At 64.1% G+C, this 16825-nt stretch carries 13 protein-coding genes and 3 pseudogenes; 11 read left to right on the forward strand and 5 right to left on the reverse strand.

Features of this window, described 5'->3' with window-relative positions:
* Positions 1 to 177 precede the first annotated feature (177 nt).
* Positions 178 to 1690: pseudogene (locus ACFQE0_RS01720) on the forward strand (multicopper oxidase family protein).
* Here the strand turns inward: ACFQE0_RS01720 and ACFQE0_RS01725 are convergent.
* A complete protein-coding gene (locus ACFQE0_RS01725; protein WP_378966505.1) occupies positions 1683 to 3203 on the reverse strand; it encodes an NAD(P)H-hydrate dehydratase in 1521 nt (506 codons plus the stop codon). The pseudogene ACFQE0_RS01720 and the gene ACFQE0_RS01725 overlap by 8 nt on opposite strands.
* Before the next feature lie 162 nt (positions 3204 to 3365).
* Here ACFQE0_RS01725 and ACFQE0_RS01730 point away from each other — a divergent pair, with 162 nt between their 5' ends.
* Positions 3366 to 3704, forward strand: a complete 339-nt coding sequence (locus ACFQE0_RS01730) for a P-II family nitrogen regulator (RefSeq protein WP_238248076.1) — start codon at positions 3366 to 3368, stop codon at positions 3702 to 3704.
* Between the two features lie 166 nt (positions 3705 to 3870).
* Complete coding sequence (locus ACFQE0_RS01735; RefSeq protein WP_378966507.1) at positions 3871 to 4044, forward strand: DUF2735 domain-containing protein; 174 nt, start codon at positions 3871 to 3873, stop codon at positions 4042 to 4044.
* A gap of 216 nt (positions 4045 to 4260) precedes the next feature.
* On the opposite strand, the gene ACFQE0_RS01740 is transcribed toward ACFQE0_RS01735, so the two are convergent.
* Complete coding sequence (locus ACFQE0_RS01740) at positions 4261 to 5295, reverse strand: glutamine synthetase beta-grasp domain-containing protein (protein ID WP_378966509.1); 1035 nt, start codon at positions 5293 to 5295, stop codon at positions 4261 to 4263.
* Between the two features lie 322 nt (positions 5296 to 5617).
* Here ACFQE0_RS01740 and ACFQE0_RS01745 point away from each other — a divergent pair, with 322 nt between their 5' ends.
* The 4 genes and pseudogenes from ACFQE0_RS01745 to ACFQE0_RS01760 all read left to right on the forward strand — a co-directional run bounded on the left by ACFQE0_RS01745 (position 5618) and on the right by ACFQE0_RS01760 (position 9311).
* Positions 5618 to 6214 carry an RNase A-like domain-containing protein gene (locus ACFQE0_RS01745; RefSeq protein WP_378966512.1) on the forward strand — a complete coding sequence of 199 codons (597 nt, stop codon included), beginning with the start codon at positions 5618 to 5620 and terminating at the stop codon, positions 6212 to 6214.
* A 426-nt stretch (positions 6215 to 6640) separates the two neighbouring features.
* A pseudogene (glnA, locus tag ACFQE0_RS01750) lies at positions 6641 to 8051 on the forward strand (type I glutamate--ammonia ligase).
* Between the two features lie 609 nt (positions 8052 to 8660).
* Positions 8661 to 8834 (forward strand): RNase A-like domain-containing protein, encoded by a 174-nt coding sequence (locus ACFQE0_RS01755; RefSeq protein WP_378966514.1) that lies wholly within the window; start codon positions 8661 to 8663, stop codon positions 8832 to 8834.
* Positions 8835 to 9035: 201 nt separating this feature from the next.
* Complete coding sequence (locus ACFQE0_RS01760; protein WP_378966517.1) at positions 9036 to 9311, forward strand: hypothetical protein; 276 nt, start codon at positions 9036 to 9038, stop codon at positions 9309 to 9311.
* Positions 9312 to 9525: 214 nt separating this feature from the next.
* Here ACFQE0_RS01760 and ACFQE0_RS01765 read toward each other — a convergent pair.
* A pseudogene (locus tag ACFQE0_RS01765) lies at positions 9526 to 10153 on the reverse strand (ribonuclease D).
* A 158-nt stretch (positions 10154 to 10311) separates the two neighbouring features.
* Between ACFQE0_RS01765 and ACFQE0_RS01770 the strand changes: the two are divergent.
* Positions 10312 to 10740 carry a cupin domain-containing protein gene (locus ACFQE0_RS01770; RefSeq protein ID WP_378975199.1) on the forward strand — a complete coding sequence of 143 codons (429 nt, stop codon included), beginning with the start codon at positions 10312 to 10314 and terminating at the stop codon, positions 10738 to 10740.
* Here ACFQE0_RS01770 and yddG read toward each other — a convergent pair whose 3' ends face one another.
* Complete coding sequence (gene yddG / locus ACFQE0_RS01775; RefSeq protein ID WP_378966519.1) at positions 10741 to 11619, reverse strand: aromatic amino acid exporter YddG; 879 nt, start codon at positions 11617 to 11619, stop codon at positions 10741 to 10743.
* Positions 11620 to 11859: 240 nt separating this feature from the next.
* Between yddG and ACFQE0_RS01780 the strand changes: the two genes are divergently transcribed.
* A complete protein-coding gene (locus ACFQE0_RS01780) occupies positions 11860 to 13620 on the forward strand; it encodes a porin (protein ID WP_378966521.1) in 1761 nt (586 codons plus the stop codon).
* Positions 13621 to 13946: 326 nt separating this feature from the next.
* Complete coding sequence (locus ACFQE0_RS01785; protein ID WP_378966523.1) at positions 13947 to 15323, forward strand: 2-hydroxycarboxylate transporter family protein; 1377 nt, start codon at positions 13947 to 13949, stop codon at positions 15321 to 15323.
* A gap of 52 nt (positions 15324 to 15375) precedes the next feature.
* Here the strand turns inward: ACFQE0_RS01785 and ACFQE0_RS01790 are convergent, their stop codons facing one another.
* The gene (locus ACFQE0_RS01790; RefSeq protein ID WP_378966525.1) at positions 15376 to 15987 is read right to left on the reverse strand and encodes a glutathione S-transferase family protein; all 612 of its coding nucleotides are present in this window, start codon (positions 15985 to 15987) and stop codon (positions 15376 to 15378) included.
* A 96-nt stretch (positions 15988 to 16083) separates the two neighbouring features.
* Between ACFQE0_RS01790 and ACFQE0_RS01795 the strand changes: the two genes are divergently transcribed.
* On the forward strand, positions 16084 to 16812 hold the full coding sequence (locus ACFQE0_RS01795; protein ID WP_378966527.1) for a helix-turn-helix transcriptional regulator: 729 nt from the start codon (positions 16084 to 16086) through the stop codon (positions 16810 to 16812).
* Positions 16813 to 16825 lie beyond the last annotated feature (13 nt).

A 16825-nucleotide genomic window follows, 5' to 3' on the forward strand; every position in this document is an offset into this window, starting at 1 on the left:
ACCCGGCCCGTTCGCCGGCCGCCGGAAGCGCGCCCTATAGCACGGGCAACGGCGCCCGCAGCAAAAAACTTGAGCCCCGGCGGCGCGAGTTTCACCATGACGGCTCCGGTGGCGCTGTAAGCCCTGCGCGGCTATGGAGCGGCCCTCCGATGCCGCCCCCGAGGGTCCATGGCTGACATGTCCACGCCGCATCCCGCCGCCGATACCCCGCCGGACGAGCGGGCTTCCCCGTCGCGGCGCGCCCTGGTCGGGGGGCTCGCGGCCTTGGGCCTCGCCGGTCCCGCCTTCGCGCAGGGTCGCAAGGCAAATCCGGCACCGCCACCAGCACCGGCTCCCGCGCCCAATGCGCAGCCCTCCGCAAAGCTGCCTGAGCCGACCCCGCTTCAGGCAGGGCCGGGCAAGGTGCGCCTGAAGCCGGAACCGGCGCAGGAAACGGCCGTGTGGTGCTTCGATGGGCGAAGCGCCCCGCCGATCGTGCGGGTGAAGCTCGGCCAGCCGGTGCGGCTGCGCCTGAAGAACGGCACGGACAAGCCGCTCTCCCTGCACTGGCACGGCGTGCGCAACGTCAACGCCATGGACGGAGTCGGTGGGGTCACGAAGGAGCCCGTGCCGCCGGGCGGCGATTTCCTCTACGATTTCACGCCTCCCGATGCGGGTACGTTTCTCATCCGGCCGCTGGTGGTTGGTGGATCGAGCGAACCGTCGGGCAGGGGGCTCGCCGGACTTCTCGTCGTCGAGGAGGCGAACCCGCCCCCCGTCGATGCCGATCTCGGCCTGCTGCTGCAGGATTGGCGGCTCGACGCCGACGGTAGCCTCATGCCGTTCGGACAGGTGGCCTTCGCCGCCGCCAGCGGTCGGCTCGGCAACGTGGTGACAGTGAATGGCGGCCCGGCCCCTCAGAATATCGAGGCCCGGCCAGGCGCCCGGCTGCGCCTGCGACTCGCTAACGGCTGCAACGCGCGGGGCACGCGCCTGCGATTCGAGGGGGTGAAGGTCTACGTCGCTGCCGTCGATGGCCAGCCGACCGACACGTTCGAGCCCCTGCGCGCGACCCTCCCCTTCCCGCCAGGCACCCGATACGACCTGATGATCGATCTGCCGGAAGAAGAGGGCGCCAAGGCCAGCGTCATCGCGCTGATCGGCCAGGGGATGACGCTGGCGAGCGTGACGACCAAGGGCGAGAAGCTGCCGCAGACGCGCGGGCGCATCGGCCCCATCGGCGAGAACAAGAAACTTCCAGCTCGAAGTGAAACTGCAGAACGCGATGCGGCGGGACGTGGTGATCACCGGCGGCGCCTTCATTCCGAAGGAGACTGCCGAGGCCAAGGACAAGCCGAGCCCCGAACCGGTCTATACCGGTGATCCGAAGAAGATCTGGGCGATCAACGGCACCAGCGGCGCTTCGGGCCAAGCCCCGGCCTTCTCGGTGAAGCGCGGTCAGGTCGTGGTGCTGACCTTGCGCAACGACACCGCCTTCCCGCAGGGCCTGCACCTGCACGGCCACTGCTTCCGTCTGCTGCACCCTCTGGACGACGGGTGGGAGCCCTATTGGCTCGACACGTTCCAGTTGCTCGAAGGGCGTACCGCGCGCATCGCCTTCCTGGCCGACAACCCGGGGCGCTGGCTGATCAGCGCCACCGTGCTGGAGCGGTTCGATACCGGGCTCTGGACCTCCTTCGAGGTCACGTGAGGCTCCGGAGGACGGTCGGCATCAGTTCCGGAATGTCCTCCGCGATGAGACCCGGCCCATGGCGCAGGCCCGCATCGCCATGGAGCCAGACGGCGGCGCAGGCGGCCTCGAACGCGGGCATTCCCTGCGCCAACAACCCGGCGATCAAGCCGCCGAGAACGTCGCCGGAGCCGGCGGTGCCAAGATAGGGCGTGCCGTGGTCGTTGATGGCGGCGCGCCCATCGGGATGCGCGACAACCGTGTCGGAGCCCTTGAACACCATCACCGCGCCCGTCAACGCGGCGGCGGCCCTGGCGCGTTCGACCTTGCTGCCCGCCTGCATGACCTTCGTGTCATCGAACAACCGGGCAAACTCCCCCGCATGGGGGGTCAGCACCGCTTCGCCGCCGCCCTCCGCGATCAGCCCAGCCAGATGCCTCGCTCCGCCCGCGAAACTCGTGAGCGCGTCGGCATCAAGGACGAGGCGGCGCCCGGCCGAGGCCGCCACCGCCACGCGATCCCGCGTCGGTTCTCCGACCCCGAGGCCCGGCCCGAGCAGAACCACGTTCAGCCGCTCGTCCGTCAGGAGATCGTCGAGGTCGTCGGGCTCCTCACAGCGGCGCAGCATGATCGCCGTGAGATGCGCCGCGTTCTCGGCGAGCGCCGCAGCGGGCGAGGTCAGAGTGACCAGCCCCGCGCCGATGCGCAGGGCCGCGCGAGCAGCGAGGCGTGCCGCGCCGGTCTTCGTTGCGGGACCGGACACGATCACCGCATGGCCACGCGTATATTTGTGGCTCGCCCGCGTGAGCCGGGGAAAATCCTCGCGCCAAAGGTCCGGGCCGTTGTGATGTAGCGGCGGCATTGAGGCCGCGAGCCCGGCCGCGATCGCCGCCTCCCCCGCGCCGATCTGCGCGACATGAACCTGCCCGCAGAGCGATCGTCCGGGCTCGAGCAGATGGGCGGGCTTCAGCGCAACGAAGGTGATGGTCTCGACCGCCTCGAAAGCCGCACCCCGCACCGCACCGCTGTCGCCATCGACTCCGCTCGGGACGTCGACCGCCAGAACCGGCAGGCGCGCCGAGCGCACGCTCTCGACCATGGCAAGCGCCGCCCCATCGAGGTCCCGCGAGAGCCCCGCACCGAACAGGGCGTCGATCACCAGACTGACGTCATCGAGATCGCCGGGCAGCGCCGCAAGCACCGGCCCTGCCCATTGAGCGGCCGCAAGGGCCGCATCGCCCTTCAAGGTCCCTCGCTCGCCGAGCAGCACCAGCGAGACGGGATAATCCTTCCCCGCGAGGAGGCGAGCCGCGACGAAACCGTCGCCACCATTGTTGCCCGGCCCGCAGAGTACGAGGACATGCCCACCCTTCTGCGCCAGGACCTGGGCCCGCTCCGCGACGGCCGCTCCGGCCGCTTCCATCAGCGCAATGCCTGGAACGCCGTCCGCGATGGCCGCCGCGTCGAGTCTACCCACCGCCGAAACGCTGAGCACCCGCGTGCCGATGCCGAACTCTGCCCTTGCCTCGACCATTGGATGCTCACCTAATGGACAAAATCGCGCCGATCGCCTCAATGATGCGCAGCAAATGCACACGAAATAGGCTGATTGAAGGGCCGCGACGGCAAAACGCCGTGGCGGCTGGATCGCGGCGATGTTACTGTCCGGCAACGTGCACAGACAGGCCCGAGCGGCATGAAGAAGATCGAAGCGATCATCAAGCCCTTCAAGTTGGATGAAGTGAAGGAGGCCCTCCAAGAGGTCGGCCTTCAGGGCATCACCGTGATCGAGGCTAAGGGCTTCGGGCGGCAGAAGGGCCATACGGAGCTGTATCGCGGCGCCGAATACGTGGTCGATTTTCTGCCGAAGGTGAAGCTCGAGATCGTGCTCTCCGACGCGCTGGTGGAAGGGGCCGTGGACGCAATCCGCAAGTCTGCCCAGACCGGCCGTATCGGCGACGGCAAGATCTTCGTCTCGACGATCGAAGAGGCGATCCGCATCCGTACCGGCGAGACGGGCCCGGACGCGATCTGACCAAATCGGGCAGTTCAGGACTACTATTTCCCGGCTGCCTGATTTTCGGCCTTGCACGAATATCCGGCAAACAGCCTTTCGGCATGGGCGCCGACGTGACGTGACCTTACATTCCTCCTGACGAGGCGGCCCACGGGGTCGCCGAAACAGCCGGGAGGACTGAGCGATGGACGCACACGACCTACGCGGACCCGCCAAAGTCGTCGATCTCGCAGCATTCCGCCGTGCGCAGGCCGCCAGACGGCCGCCGGAGGCCGCCAAACCCGTACCGGCGGTAAGCGGCGGCGCGTGGTACCACGAAGCCGCCATCCGCGACGACGACCGCACGCGCGGGCGCTGAGCTTTCGCTGAACCGCGCTCGATCTCGCGCCAGACCCCGCAGCCCCACCGTCATTGCGAGCGGAGCGAAGCAATCCAAGGCCGGCGCCGCGTTCTGTGGCGTGCCGCATCCATGGATTGCTTCGCTCCGCTCGCAATGACGGGGAGGAGCAGGTGTCAAAAGAAGAAGCCGGACCCGAGGGCCCGGCTTTTCCGTTTCGCGAAGATCAGTGGATGCTTACGCGGCAGCGGAGCCGGCAGTGGGCACCGAAGCGATGGTCTTCAGCACCTGCGAAGCGATTTGGTAGGGGTCGCCCTGAGAGTTCGGACGGCGATCCTCGAGGTAGCCCTTGTAGCCGCTGTTCACGAAGGAATGGGGAACGCGGATCGAAGCACCGCGGTCGGCCACGCCGTAGCTGAACTTGTTCCACGGGGCGGTCTCATGCTTGCCGGTGAGGCGCATGTGGTTGTCCGGGCCGTAGACGGCGATGTGATCCTCGATGTTGACCTCGAACGCCTTCATCAGGCTCTCGAAATACTCCTTGCCGCCGACTTCGCGCATGTAGGCGGTCGAGAAGTTGCAGTGCATGCCCGACCCGTTCCAGTCGGTGTCGCCGAGCGGCTTGCAGTGATACTCGACGTCGATCTCGTACTTCTCGCAGAGGCGCTGCAGGAGGTAGCGGGCCATCCACATCTCGTCGGCGGCCTTCTTGGAGCCCTTGCCGAAGATCTGGAATTCCCACTGGCCCTTCGCCACTTCGGCGTTGATGCCCTCGTGATTGATTCCGGCCGCGAGGCAGAGATCGAGGTGCTCCTCGACGATCTGGCGCGCGATGCTGCCGACGTTCGAGTAGCCGACGCCGGTGTAGTACGGGCCCTGTGGGGCCGGGTAGCCTTGCTCCGGGAAGCCGAGCGGACGGCCGTTCTTGTAGAAGAAGTACTCCTGCTCGAAGCCGAACCAGGCACCCGCGTCATCCAGGATGGTCGCGCGCTTGTTCGATTCATGCGGGGTCTTGCCGTCCGGCATCATCACTTCACACAGCACCAGCACGCCATTGGTGCGGGCCGGATCGGGGAAGTGGCGGACGGGCTTGAGCATGCAGTCGGAGCTGCCGCCCTCGGCCTGCTTCGTGGACGAACCGTCGAAGCCCCACATCGGAAGCTGATCGAGGGTCGGGAAGCTGTCGAATTCCTTGATCTGCGTTTTGCCGCGCAGGTTTGGCACCGGCGTGTAGCCGTCGAGCCATATGTACTCGAGCTTGTATTTCGTCATTCCGGTCTCTCGCCGATCCCTCGATCTCTCGTCGACGCGGAGCCTGGCAGATCAGGAGGCTCCGGCGAACGGCCTACCGCCTTTCGGCAGCTGCAAACCCCTAGGCACGAATCGTGCCATCGGCACGGCAGAGAATGCGAAGTTCCGTGTCGATCGATCACAGAATCGTGAGCCATATCGACCTCGGATGGGATGTAACGAGCAATATTTTCTTGACAATCTGCTAATTATCCTATTAAGGATGCGCCGATTGAGGAGCGGCAAGATGAACTCGAGACCGTTCGAAATTCAACGGCGACGTTGGCGCCTCTCAGCAATGACAATGCAGGTGGCCCTCCTTCGTTACGGATTGTTTCTCAAAGCCCTCAACCCAAGCCAACCACGTGTTCCGGCTGGCGAGCCAGATGGAGGCCAGTGGACCAAGGGGGGCGATGGCTCTCAAAGCCCTTCGCAAGATGACGGCAAGCTTATCTTCGTCGCCGATCGCGATGACCGTCGCTATAGCGTTGATTTGCGTGAGGAAGAAAATGACGGCGGCCATGCTCTCAAGAGTCATGTTGGGAAAACTGACCTAGAGATGCTGCAGCGCGTCCGTGCCGAACAATATCATACATATTTCGTCTCAAGTGGTCGTAGGCGCGACGGCTCCTTTTCTTCAATCGAAGCCGCGAACGATTTCGTTAATCGAACTTTAGAGGCGAATTCAACAGAGGTGGATTCGGTAGCCGATGGAAGAATGGACGAAGCTTTTATAACGCATCGCTTCGGATACCCAACCGGACGCGAAGCATATAGTACGGATGGCTTAGAACCTTATATGCGCAACACGTACAGTGTTGGCGTATTTATTGTAAATGATCCAAATAGATTCCGCGGCTATCGGATCATCACGGCTTATCCGCGAAACGATGGGGATTGAAATGCAGCCCTCGAAAGAGTTCAGACAATTTGGCCGCATGTTCATTCAAGATATAGATCTTTTGGGGGACTCAATAGAAGAAGTTATTGATCGAATAATTAAAAATTACGATGAAGAAAGGAGAGGCAAATTGGGCAAATTCATTGATAAGATATTTGAATTAAATCTAACCCATCACGAATTGCAACGACTATGGTCAGCGACAGACAGTGATATTTATTTCAAGACCGCAGAAGGATTTAAGACCTTTCTGAAGATGACGCGAGATCGGCTCTGACGCGTGGCTCAAACCGCAACGAGCCGATGCGTCATGCGAGTTCATCGAATCCGCGCCCTGAGGGCGATTCAGCATCACCCGGGTGGTGCCGAGCCGAGCCGAACTGTATGGGTCGGCCCGGCTGAACGAAAGCCAGGAGAGACGCCACGATGACCACCGCAGCCGAAGTGCTCAAGACGATCCGGGACAACGACGTCCGCTACGTCGACCTCCGCTTCACCGACCCGCGCGGCAAGTGGCAGCACGTGACCTTCGACGTGTCGATGGTCGATGACGCCTTCTTCTCCGAGGGCCAGATGTTCGACGGCTCTTCGATCGCCGGCTGGAAGGCGATCAACGAGTCGGACATGCTGCTGATGCCCGATCCGTCCACCGCGGTGATGGATCCGTTCTTCTCGGCTTCGACGCTGTCCGTCGTCTGTGACGTGCTCGAGCCCGAAAGCGGCGAGCCCTACGGCCGCGACCCGCGCTGCACCGCCAAGCGCGCCGAGGCCTACCTTCAGGAAATCGGCATCGCCGACACGGTCTATGTCGGTCCCGAGGCCGAGTTCTTCGTGTTCGACGACGTGAAGTTCTCCGCCGACCCGTACAAGACGGGCTTCGAGCTCGATTCGACCGAGCTGCCGACCAACGGCTTCACCGATTACGAGGGCGGCAACCTCGGCCACCGCATTCAGATGAAGGGCGGCTACTTCCCGGTGCCGCCGCAGGATTCGGCGCAGGACATGCGCGGCGAGATGTTGGCCGCCATGGCCGCCATGGGCGCCACGGTCGAGAAGCACCACCACGAGGTGGCCAGCGCCCAGCACGAGCTTGGCCTGAAGTACGACACCCTGACGACGATCGCCGACCACCTGCAGATCTACAAGTACTGCATCCACAACGTGGCGCAGAGCTACGGCAAGACGGCGACCTTCATGCCGAAGCCGGTCTACGGCGATAACGGCTCGGGCATGCACGTGCACCTGTCGCTCTGGAAGGACGGCAAGCCGCTCTTCGCGGGCGACAAGTATGCCGGCCTCAGCCAGGAGTGCCTGTACTTCATCGGCGGCATCATCAAGCACGCCAAGGCATTGAACGCCTTCACTAATCCCTCGACCAACTCGTACAAGCGGCTGGTGCCGGGCTACGAGGCGCCGGTGCTGCTCGCCTACTCGGCGCGTAACCGCTCGGCCTCCTGCCGTATCCCGTGGACGAAGAGCCCGAACGCCAAGCGCGTCGAGGTCCGCTTCCCCGATCCGACCGCCAATCCGTACCTCGCCTTCTCGGCGCTGCTGATGGCCGGCCTCGACGGCATCCGCAACAAGATCGATCCCGGCTCCGCGATGGACAAGGATCTCTACGATCTGCCGCCGAAGGAGCCTGCGCCGTATTCCGACCGTGTGCGGCTCCCTGCGCGAAGCCCTCACCAGCCTCGACAAGGACCACGCCTTCCTCACGGCCGGCAACGTCTTCACTGAGGATCAGATCGAGTCGTTCATCGAGCTGAAGATGGCCGAGGTACTGCGCTACGAGATGACCCCGCACCCGATCGAGTTCGTGCAGTACTACTCGCTCTGATGAACAGCGGAGGCGGCCGGGTTAGGCCGCCTCCACCCGCGACAGATCTCGCACATCAGGCTACCAAGCAACGGATGTTATAGTTGCATAGGGAGCAAAGAATCTGACTCCCTCTCCTTTCAAGGCTTCGCTTCTGGTGATGATTCAAGACCGTTCACGACCAGAGACACGTTGATTTCTCGTTTCTGGAAGCAAAACGTGATGCGGCCGCCGTCCCGGCAAGCTCGCCCCCCCCCGGCGGCTTTCCATCCCTATTATAGGCTAATTTTCTTTAAAATTCTTTGCTGACCTTGTATGGTGCCTCCACGTCGTTCTCGGTTGGAGGGTCTCTTGGAAGTGCAAGAGACCATTCGCCAACGGGTGTATCGGCACATTGAGGCTATGCAGATCGAGGTCGCGCTGGTGCGCATCGGTCTAGCGTTCCGAGCATTCAATCCCACTCAACCGCGTGTCCCAGCGGGCCATCCAGACGGCGGGAGATGGACTTCCGAAGACAGTAGCAGATCCCCATTCGGCGACGATAATGGACAAATCATTTTTGTCAGCGATGGCGGCGATCGTAGTTTTACGGTCGACCTTCGCACGTAAGAGGGTCGTGGCGGGCATACGGTGGGACGGCATATCGGCAAAAACGATGACGAGCTATTCGAGAGGGTTCGCAATTCTCAATGGCGCACTTTGGTGGGTCACGGCGGCTTGAGAAGAGCTGGGAGCTTCTCGTCGCTCGAGATTGCCAATGATCTAGTCAACAAAAATATTAACTTAAATCAAGATGCACTTTAGTCTTTAATTGCTGGCGTCGATGATCGGATTTTCATAAAACAAAACTTTGATTTTCCCACTGATCGCGAAGCATATAGTACAAATTATCAAGTCATTTACACACGCAATACTTATGTCAAGTGGTTGAGCTAAGACGAGATCCTCGCTTGGCGTGCAGTCTTTAGGTTCGCACGGCTTACCCGTTCACTGCGGGAGATTAAGATGGAAGTTTCTACTGCATTTCATGAAATGGCAGAGCAGTTTTATCAGGATATTTTGGAGGATTGCTTGAACGAAAACGAGTTGATAAATTTTGTTTTGTCGCCATTCCGAGATCAATCTAAACGAGAACGACTTCGGGCTTATTTGGATTACGCCCTATCTACCGAGATATCCGACGATGAACTATTGCAGATCTGGCTATCAACTCCAACCAACATTGTATATGATAAGAAACATCTTCGAGCGCTGCTTGCCAAGATAAGGGGCAGACTCTGAGCGGCAATAAAGAAGCGGCCAGACGGATCCTCCCCGCCGGCCTGATCGGGAAGTGGCCGGCGAGGAGGATCTGGCCCAGTTGCTAAGCTCGGGCCTGGACAAGCTAGCAGTATCCGGCCCGGATACCGTCACCGCAAAACATCACTCGCCCGGTGACGGCGCAACTTTAGGCAATCATTGTACGCCGTATGGTCGCAGTGATGCGCGGCTGCGCTCACGTATGCGCGAAAATGTCGGCCTCGGGCCACCCGATCAGGTCGAGCTTGGCGCGGGACGGCAGGAACCGGAAACACGCCTCGGCCAGATCGGTGCGCCCTTCGCGCGCGAGCATCGAATCGAGTCGGGTCTTGGCCGCATGCAGGTGAAGCACGTCCGAGGCGGCATAATCGAGCCTGCGCCTGGGTGAGCGTGTCGGCACCCCAATCCGAAGATTGCTGCTGCTTCGAGAGATCGACACCCACCGTCTCCCGAACCACGTCCTTCAGACCGTGACGATCCGTGTAGGTGCGGGCGAGCTTGGACGCGATCTTCGTGCAGTAGACCGGCGAGGGCATGACACCGAGGCGGTGGAACAGCACCGCGAGATCGAATCGGGCGAAGTGGAAGATCTTCAGCACCGATTCGTCACCGAGCACGCGGATCAGGTTCGCAGGCGCGGGACCACCGGGAACGATCTGCACCACGTCCGCGGTGCCGTCGCCGGTCGAGAGCTGCACCACACAGAGACGATCCCGGTGCGGGTTCAGCCCCAGCGTCTCCGTGTCGATGGCCACCGACGAACCGGGATCGTAGGAGGCGGGCAGGTCGCCGCGATGCAGGCGGACGTTGGGGTTCTGGCTCACGGATAGGCTCGATCTGCGAAAAGACCGGCCGGTATCACCGCGACCGGAACCGGACAAGGCGATCTCCCGCAGGGCTGGGAGCGGGGCCGCCCGCGCCCTAAGGGTAAGGCACGCGAGAACGGCTGAGGGATACGCCATCCATGAACGACATCGCCTCCATGAGCGCGGCCGAGGTGATAGCGGCGCTGGAACTCCTGCCCCATCCGGAGGGCGGACATTATCGCGAGACGTTCCGCGACCCCGCCGCGCCGGAGGGGCGCTCGGTCGGCACGGCGATCTACTTCCTGTTGGATGTCGGCGAGGTCTCCGCATGGCACCGGATCGATGCGGCGGAGATCTGGCATTGGTATGCGGGTGCGCCCCTCGTCATCAGCATCAGCCCCAACGGGCATGACGCCTCGGCGCATCATCTCGGGCCGGAGATCGCGCGCGGTCAGCGGCCGCAATTCGTGGTGCCTGGCGGCTACTGGCAGACCGCCACCAGCCTCGGGGCCTGGACACTCGTGGGTTGCACGGTGTCGCCGGGCTTCGACTTCGCACAGTTCGAGATGGCCCCGCCGGACTGGCGCCCCCTCCCCCGCGCCTGATCAGGCTTTGCGGGAGGCGCGCACGGCACAAAGCGCGCCCGCGACAATCAGCAGGCAGGACAGGGCCAGCGACGGCCTCGCCGGGGCATAACCGGCGAGGACGAGAATCAAGGTGGACAAGACCGGCGCCGCATAGGCCGCAACGCCCAGTAGGCGGACATCGCCGCGCTTGCAGCCGATATCCCAGAGATAGAAGGCGGCGCCGACCGGTCCCAGCCCCAGCAGTCCGATGGAAGCCCAGGATGTCACATCCGTCGGCCACACCGTCGTTTCGAACATCAAGTGACAGACGAAGCTGAGAAGCCCCGTGGCGAGGCAGAAGCCCGCCACCGCGTCTGTCGGCACGGCACCGGCTCTGGCCGAGAGGATGGAATAGCCTGCCCAGACGAAGGCCGCCGCCAGGGCCGCCCCATAACCCGGCAGCGATTGCGCGTCGAAGCCGAGATCGCGCCTCACGAACAGCATCGCCACTCCCGCAAGGCCCATGAGCGCGCCCACCACATGGCCACGCTTCAGCCCGGTCGAGCCGGGGAGCCATGCGGAGAACAGCACGATCAGCAAAGGCCATAGATAATTGATGAGACCCGCCTCAGCGGGTGGCGCGAGGCGCAGGGCCGAGAAGTACAAGGCGTGGTAGCCGAACAGCCCGCCGACCCCGATCACCCAGACCCGCAAGGGCTGACGCAACGCCTGGGCTCGCTCCGGACGCGAGATGAAGCCCAGGCAGCCGAGGGCTCCACCGATTGTGAAGGTGAGTGCCGCCAGCTCGAAGGGCGGGACTCCGCCGGAGGCGGCGGTGAACAGAGCGAGCAGCGCCCAGAGAAGAATGGCCCCGAACCCGACCAGCGTCGCGCGGCTCGTCTGCGAATCTGTCTTCATTATCCACACATCCGCAGGGGCGAACCGACTCGATCCCTCCCCGGAAGTGTCGGACAAGGGTTCACTACCCCCATACACTGCACGGGAAACGGGCAAACCCGGCCTCAAAGCCGGGCTCCATGCACAGCACGCAAACCTTTGCCGGCGTTCGACTTCCGAAGTTGTTGCGGGTCGGCAACAGCAGATCGCAACGAGTTGATCCACCGCAAATCCAAGTTGCTCCGGCTTAGCCGTTCGCACATGGTGACCGTGCACGGGGGCATCGCAGAGCGACGGCCCGCTGGAGCCCGCCACTTAAGACGCGGGCCAGATCAAAAAAGAACGCGGTCAGACCCGGCAACAGGGCGGCCGCATCTTGGGTCTCGAAGCTTTGGAGATGATGATGAAGCTCTTGAAGAGCCTCTACTCGGCTCGGCCGCGGCTCTCGCCGCCGTCACCGCCGCAAGTGCTGCCGACCTCCCGGTCAAGAAGGCCATTCCGGTCGAATTCGTCCGTGTCTGCTCCGCCTACGGCGCGGGCTTCTTCTACATCCCCGGCACTGACACCTGCCTGCGCCTGTCGGGCCGCGCCCGCTTCGAGGGTGGCTACCAGACCAGCTACGCTCGCACGAACGGCAACGGTGACACCGCCGGCTACCGTGGCCTCGCCCGCATCAACCTCGATGCCCGCACCCAGACCGGCTACGGCACCCTGCGCGCCTTCCTGCGCGTCGAAGTCGCCTCCCGCACCGGCGGTCCGTACGCTGGTGGCACCTCCGGTACCCAGCAGCGCATCGGCAACGCCTTCGCCGCCCTCGGCCCGGATCAGTTCGGCCGCGCCCAGACCTACGTGAACGCCGACAAGGCCTTCGTGCAGTTCGCTGGCCTCACCGCCGGTCGCGCCTCCTCGTTCTTCGACTTCTACGCCCACGACTTCGAGTTCGCCGCCGCCACCGGTGGTTCGGACATCGCGTCGACCAACCTGTTCGCCTACACCGCGACCCTCGGCAACGGCTTCTCCGCCACGCTGTCGGTGGAAGACCCGACCGCTCGCCGCTCGGCCATCTACTCGCCGGTCGCCCCGACCGCCACCGTCACCAACGGCGCGATCACCTCGTTCGGCGTGACCAACATCCAGGCCCCGATCATCACGACGGTGAACGGTGTCATCGGCAGCACCTCGGTCGACGTCATCCAGCGCAACCGTCTGCCCGACTTCGTCGGCGTGCTGCGCTACGACGCCGCCTGGGGTTCGGCTCAGGTCTCCGCCGCGTCGCACGAGCTGAACGTCGGCAACCTCGCGCTCACCACGCCGCTGAACGCCGTCGCTCCGGCCCGTCCGTCCAACGAGTACGGCTACGCCGTCCAGGGTGGCATCAAGGTCAACCTGCCGATGATCGCCGCCGGCGATGCCCTCTACCTGCAGGGCGCGTATGGCAACGGCGCCCAGATGTACACCGGCTACTGCGCTTACTCGGGCTGCTACAACCAGACCGCCGCGACCATCCAGGGCCAGAAGTTCAGCCAGTTCTTCAACGATGCGACGGTGAACCCCTTCACCGGCCGTCTCGAGAAGTCGGACAGCTTCACGGTCGCCGCCGCCTACCTGCACTACTGGGCGCCTGAGTGGCGTTCGGCTGTGTTCGGCAGCTACGGTGAGATGAGCTACAGCGCCAACGCCCGCAACGCGCAGGGCCTCGCCTCCGGTCTGCTCGGTACTCCGGGCGGCTCCAACGCTGTGGGCGCCCCGGGCACCCGCTTCTTCCAGCTGAGCCAAGCTCTCCGTGACACCTACCAGTTCACGGCCGGCGCCAACATCATCTGGTCGCCCGTCAAGGATCTCGATATCGGTGTCGAGGGCTTCTACACCCAGATCGGCGTGAAGAACGGCCGCGTCATCGACCTCGACAAGGATCCGACCGCCTACTCGCGCGTCGGCGCCATCAACGCCGGTGGCTTCGTGCGGACGACGACTGCGGACTCCGTCCAGCAGATCCGCCTCCGCGTCCAGCGCGACTTCTAAGACAAGACCGGAGCCAGGGAATTCCCTCCCTGGCTCCATTGATGATCCCCGTGTCATGCGGTCTTCGAGGCTCGGCGCCAGCGCCGGGCCTCTTTTGTTTTTCGCCGTATTGCTATCGTCCAGCCTGGTGCAAAAATCCCGGTACGCAAAATTGATAAGACGGGGATGAACTACAGCGTTCGATCGTTGTCTCCGCCATTGCGTTGCGGGGTATAGGCCGCGCTGCTACGCCCGAGCGAGATTGATTGCGCCGCACTCGCCGAATCCGCCGGGGCCGCAGCGCGACACCATCCGGCCCTCAAGAGGCTGGATCTCGGAGGAATTCGATGGGACCCGCAGCCTCGACCCCGAGCACGGCCGCCGCGCCACCCGTGGCAGCCCCCAGCTCGCGCCGCTTCTGGCCGGAGGGCTGGTGGCGCCTCATCGACATCAAGATCGGCATCATCCCGCTACCGATCTACCTGATCCTGGTCGCCCTCATCGCGGTGCTCGTGCAGGAAGGCGAGATCAAGCCGGACGGGCCGACGATGATCGCCGTGCTCGTGCTGGGCGGCTTCACCTGCGCCGAGATCGGCAAGCGGATCCCGATCCTCAAGAACATCGGCGCGGGCGCCATCTTCGCGACCTTCATCCCCTCGGCGCTCGTCTACTACAAATTCGTGCCCCCGCAGATGGAGAAGGCGATCATCGACTTCACCAAGTTCACGAACTTCCTCTACATCTACATCGCCACGATCATCGTCGGGTCCATTCTTGGCATGGACCGCGACGTGCTGATCAAGGGCTTCCTGAAGATCTTCGCGCCGCTGGCCATCGGCTCGGTGGCGGCGGGCCTCGTCGGCACGCTGGTCGGCACGATGCTCGGCATCGGCGCCTACAAGACCTTCTTCTTCATCGTCGTTCCGATCATGGCCGGTGGTGTTGGCGAAGGCGCGATTCCGCTTTCCATCGGCTACGCGGCGATCCTCGGCACGCAGCAGGGCGTGATGTTCGCGCAGGTGTTGCCGCCGGTCATGCTCGGCTCGCTCACCGCCATCGTCCTGTCGGGCACGCTCAACTACGTCGGCAAGAAGAAGCCGCACCTTACCGGCAACGGCAAGCTCCAGCCCGACGCGGAGGAGATGAAGTCGAGCGACGCGCAGGCCAAGGCCGAGGCGGCTCAGAAGGGCATAGACCCCGCCACGATCGGCGCGGCCGGGCTCACTGCCATCACCCTCTACCTCCTCGGCGTGATGTGCCACCACCTTACCGGCCTGCCCGCGCCCGTGGCGATGCTGTTCCTGGCTGTGTTCGCCAAGCTTGCAAGCGCGGTCTCGCCTCGGCTCCAGGCCGGCGGCTTCGTGGTCTACAAGTTCGTGCAGGTCAGCATGACCTACCCGCTGCTCTTCGCCATCGGCGTGGCGCTGACGCCGTGGAAGGACTTGATGGCGGCGTTCACCGTCGTGAACCTCATCACCATCATCGCCACGGTGGGCACGCTGATGACGGTGGGCTTCTTCGTCGGCCGTGCCCTGAACATGTATCCGATCGAGACCGCCATCGTGAACGCCTGTCACAGCGGCCAGGGCGGCACGGGCGACGTCGCGATCCTGACCGCCGCCGACCGCATGGCGCTGATGCCCTTCGCACAGATCGCCACCCGCATCGGCGGCGCCCTGACGGTGACGGGCACGCTCATCGTGATGAAGTGGATCGGCGCCTGAGCCGACAAGTCTCGATCGCCGCCCCGATCCATGATGGGGCGGCGGGTTTTCCTCAGGCCCCGCCCTGCGGACCGGAAGCCACGTCGAGGGCGAGGCCGCGAATGGCGGCGGGGCGCGACTTGCACCGCTCCAGATAGGCGTCGAAGGCGGCGCTCGCCGGGAAGGCCGATCGGCCGAAGCCCAAGGCGCTGGCAATCAGAAGATCGGCGCCGGAAAAGCGCTCGCCCATGACGTAGGGCGCCCGCCCCAGGGCTGTTCCGAGGCGGCGGACGACGGCCTCGTGGTCCCGCTGTTTCTGCGGCGATCCGGCCAGCGCTCCCGTCATGCCAGCGAAGAGCGCCGGTTCCATCTCGCAGGCGTACCACCCGATCCATGACAGAAACTCACCGCGGCGCGCATCGCCCGGCAAAGGCGCCAGACCCGCCTGCGGGAAGACTTCGCAGAGATACTGCACGATCGCGATCGATTCCGTGACGAGAACCCCGTCATGGTCGAGGGCGGGCACGCGCCGGTCGGGATGCGGGTTCGCCTCGTCCGGCACGCCCTCGCCGGTCATGGGCCGATAGATGGAGACAGGCCGGATCACGTAGGGCGCGCCGATCTCCTCAAGAAGCCAGACGATGCGCGAGGAGCGCGATTGCGGGGCGTGAAACAGGGTGATCATGGTTGGCTCATGCCTCCGCCACGGGGACGATGTGCTGTGGCGGCCAGGCTTGTAGGACCACCCTGCTGACAGCATTCTGTCAGCAGGAGACGGGCGATGCGACGGGCGGACAGGCTTTTCCAGATCATCCAGATCCTGCGGCGGACGTCACATCCCGTGACCGCCGCGGAGATGGCTCGTGAATTGGAGGTGTCGCCACGCACGGTCTACCGAGACGTGGCCGACCTGATGGGGCAGCGTGTCCCTATCCAGGGTGAGGCTGGACTCGGCTACGTGCTAGGCGAAGCCTTCGACATGCCTCCTCTGATGCTCACACCCGATGAGATCGAGGCGGCCGTTCTCGGGGCGCACTGGGTTGCGGGGCGCGGCGAACCGGTCCTCGCCCGGGCCGCGCTGGATCTTATCGCCAAGATCAGCGCCGCCGTGCCGGAGCGCCTGCGCCCGTTGATCATCGATCCCGCGATCGGCACACCGCCCGCCTTCGCCCAGCCGGTGGACGGGATCGACCTCGCGCAGGTGCGAATGGCGATCCGCGACGGGCGCAAGATCGTCCTCGATTATCGCGACGTGAGGGGTGAGCGTAGCGAACGCGTAGTCTGGCCGTTGATCGTCGGGTTCTTCGATCAGGCGCGGGTCCTGGCGGCGTGGTGCGAGCTACGCCGGGAGTTCCGGCATTTCCGCACCGACCGCATCATCAGCGCGGAGTTTCTGGACGAGCGCCACGGGGTACGGCCGGGGCTGCTCCGCGCCCGTTGGAAGCGCAGCCTCGCCGAGAGGCAGAGGACCGCCGACGCCACGCTTAAGGCGGCTGGGGAGGCCGATTGATCGAGAAAGCTCT

The organism is Methylobacterium komagatae (genome assembly GCF_042661665.1).
In the GTDB taxonomy this organism is placed as follows: domain Bacteria; phylum Pseudomonadota; class Alphaproteobacteria; order Rhizobiales; family Beijerinckiaceae; genus Methylobacterium; species Methylobacterium komagatae.

Bases quoted from the DNA above. Each gene is read 5' to 3' on its own strand.
- ACFQE0_RS01725 (WP_378966505.1), bottom strand. From the start codon at position 3,203: ATGGTCGAGGCAAGGGCAGAGTTCGGCATCGGCACGCGGGTGCTCAGC.
- ACFQE0_RS01730 (WP_238248076.1), top strand. From the start codon at position 3,366: ATGAAGAAGATCGAAGCGATCATCAAGCCCTTCAAGTTGGATGAAGTG.
- ACFQE0_RS01735 (WP_378966507.1), top strand. From the start codon at position 3,871: ATGGACGCACACGACCTACGCGGACCCGCCAAAGTCGTCGATCTCGCA.
- ACFQE0_RS01740 (WP_378966509.1), bottom strand. From the start codon at position 5,295: ATGACGAAATACAAGCTCGAGTACATATGGCTCGACGGCTACACGCCG.
- ACFQE0_RS01745 (WP_378966512.1), top strand. From the start codon at position 5,618: ATGCAGGTGGCCCTCCTTCGTTACGGATTGTTTCTCAAAGCCCTCAAC.
- ACFQE0_RS01760 (WP_378966517.1), top strand. From the start codon at position 9,036: ATGGAAGTTTCTACTGCATTTCATGAAATGGCAGAGCAGTTTTATCAG.
- ACFQE0_RS01770 (WP_378975199.1), top strand. From the start codon at position 10,312: ATGAGCGCGGCCGAGGTGATAGCGGCGCTGGAACTCCTGCCCCATCCG.
- yddG (WP_378966519.1), bottom strand. From the start codon at position 11,619: ATGAAGACAGATTCGCAGACGAGCCGCGCGACGCTGGTCGGGTTCGGG.
- ACFQE0_RS01780 (WP_378966521.1), top strand. From the start codon at position 11,860: ATGGTGACCGTGCACGGGGGCATCGCAGAGCGACGGCCCGCTGGAGCC.
- ACFQE0_RS01785 (WP_378966523.1), top strand. From the start codon at position 13,947: ATGGGACCCGCAGCCTCGACCCCGAGCACGGCCGCCGCGCCACCCGTG.
- ACFQE0_RS01790 (WP_378966525.1), bottom strand. From the start codon at position 15,987: ATGATCACCCTGTTTCACGCCCCGCAATCGCGCTCCTCGCGCATCGTC.
- ACFQE0_RS01795 (WP_378966527.1), top strand. From the start codon at position 16,084: ATGCGACGGGCGGACAGGCTTTTCCAGATCATCCAGATCCTGCGGCGG.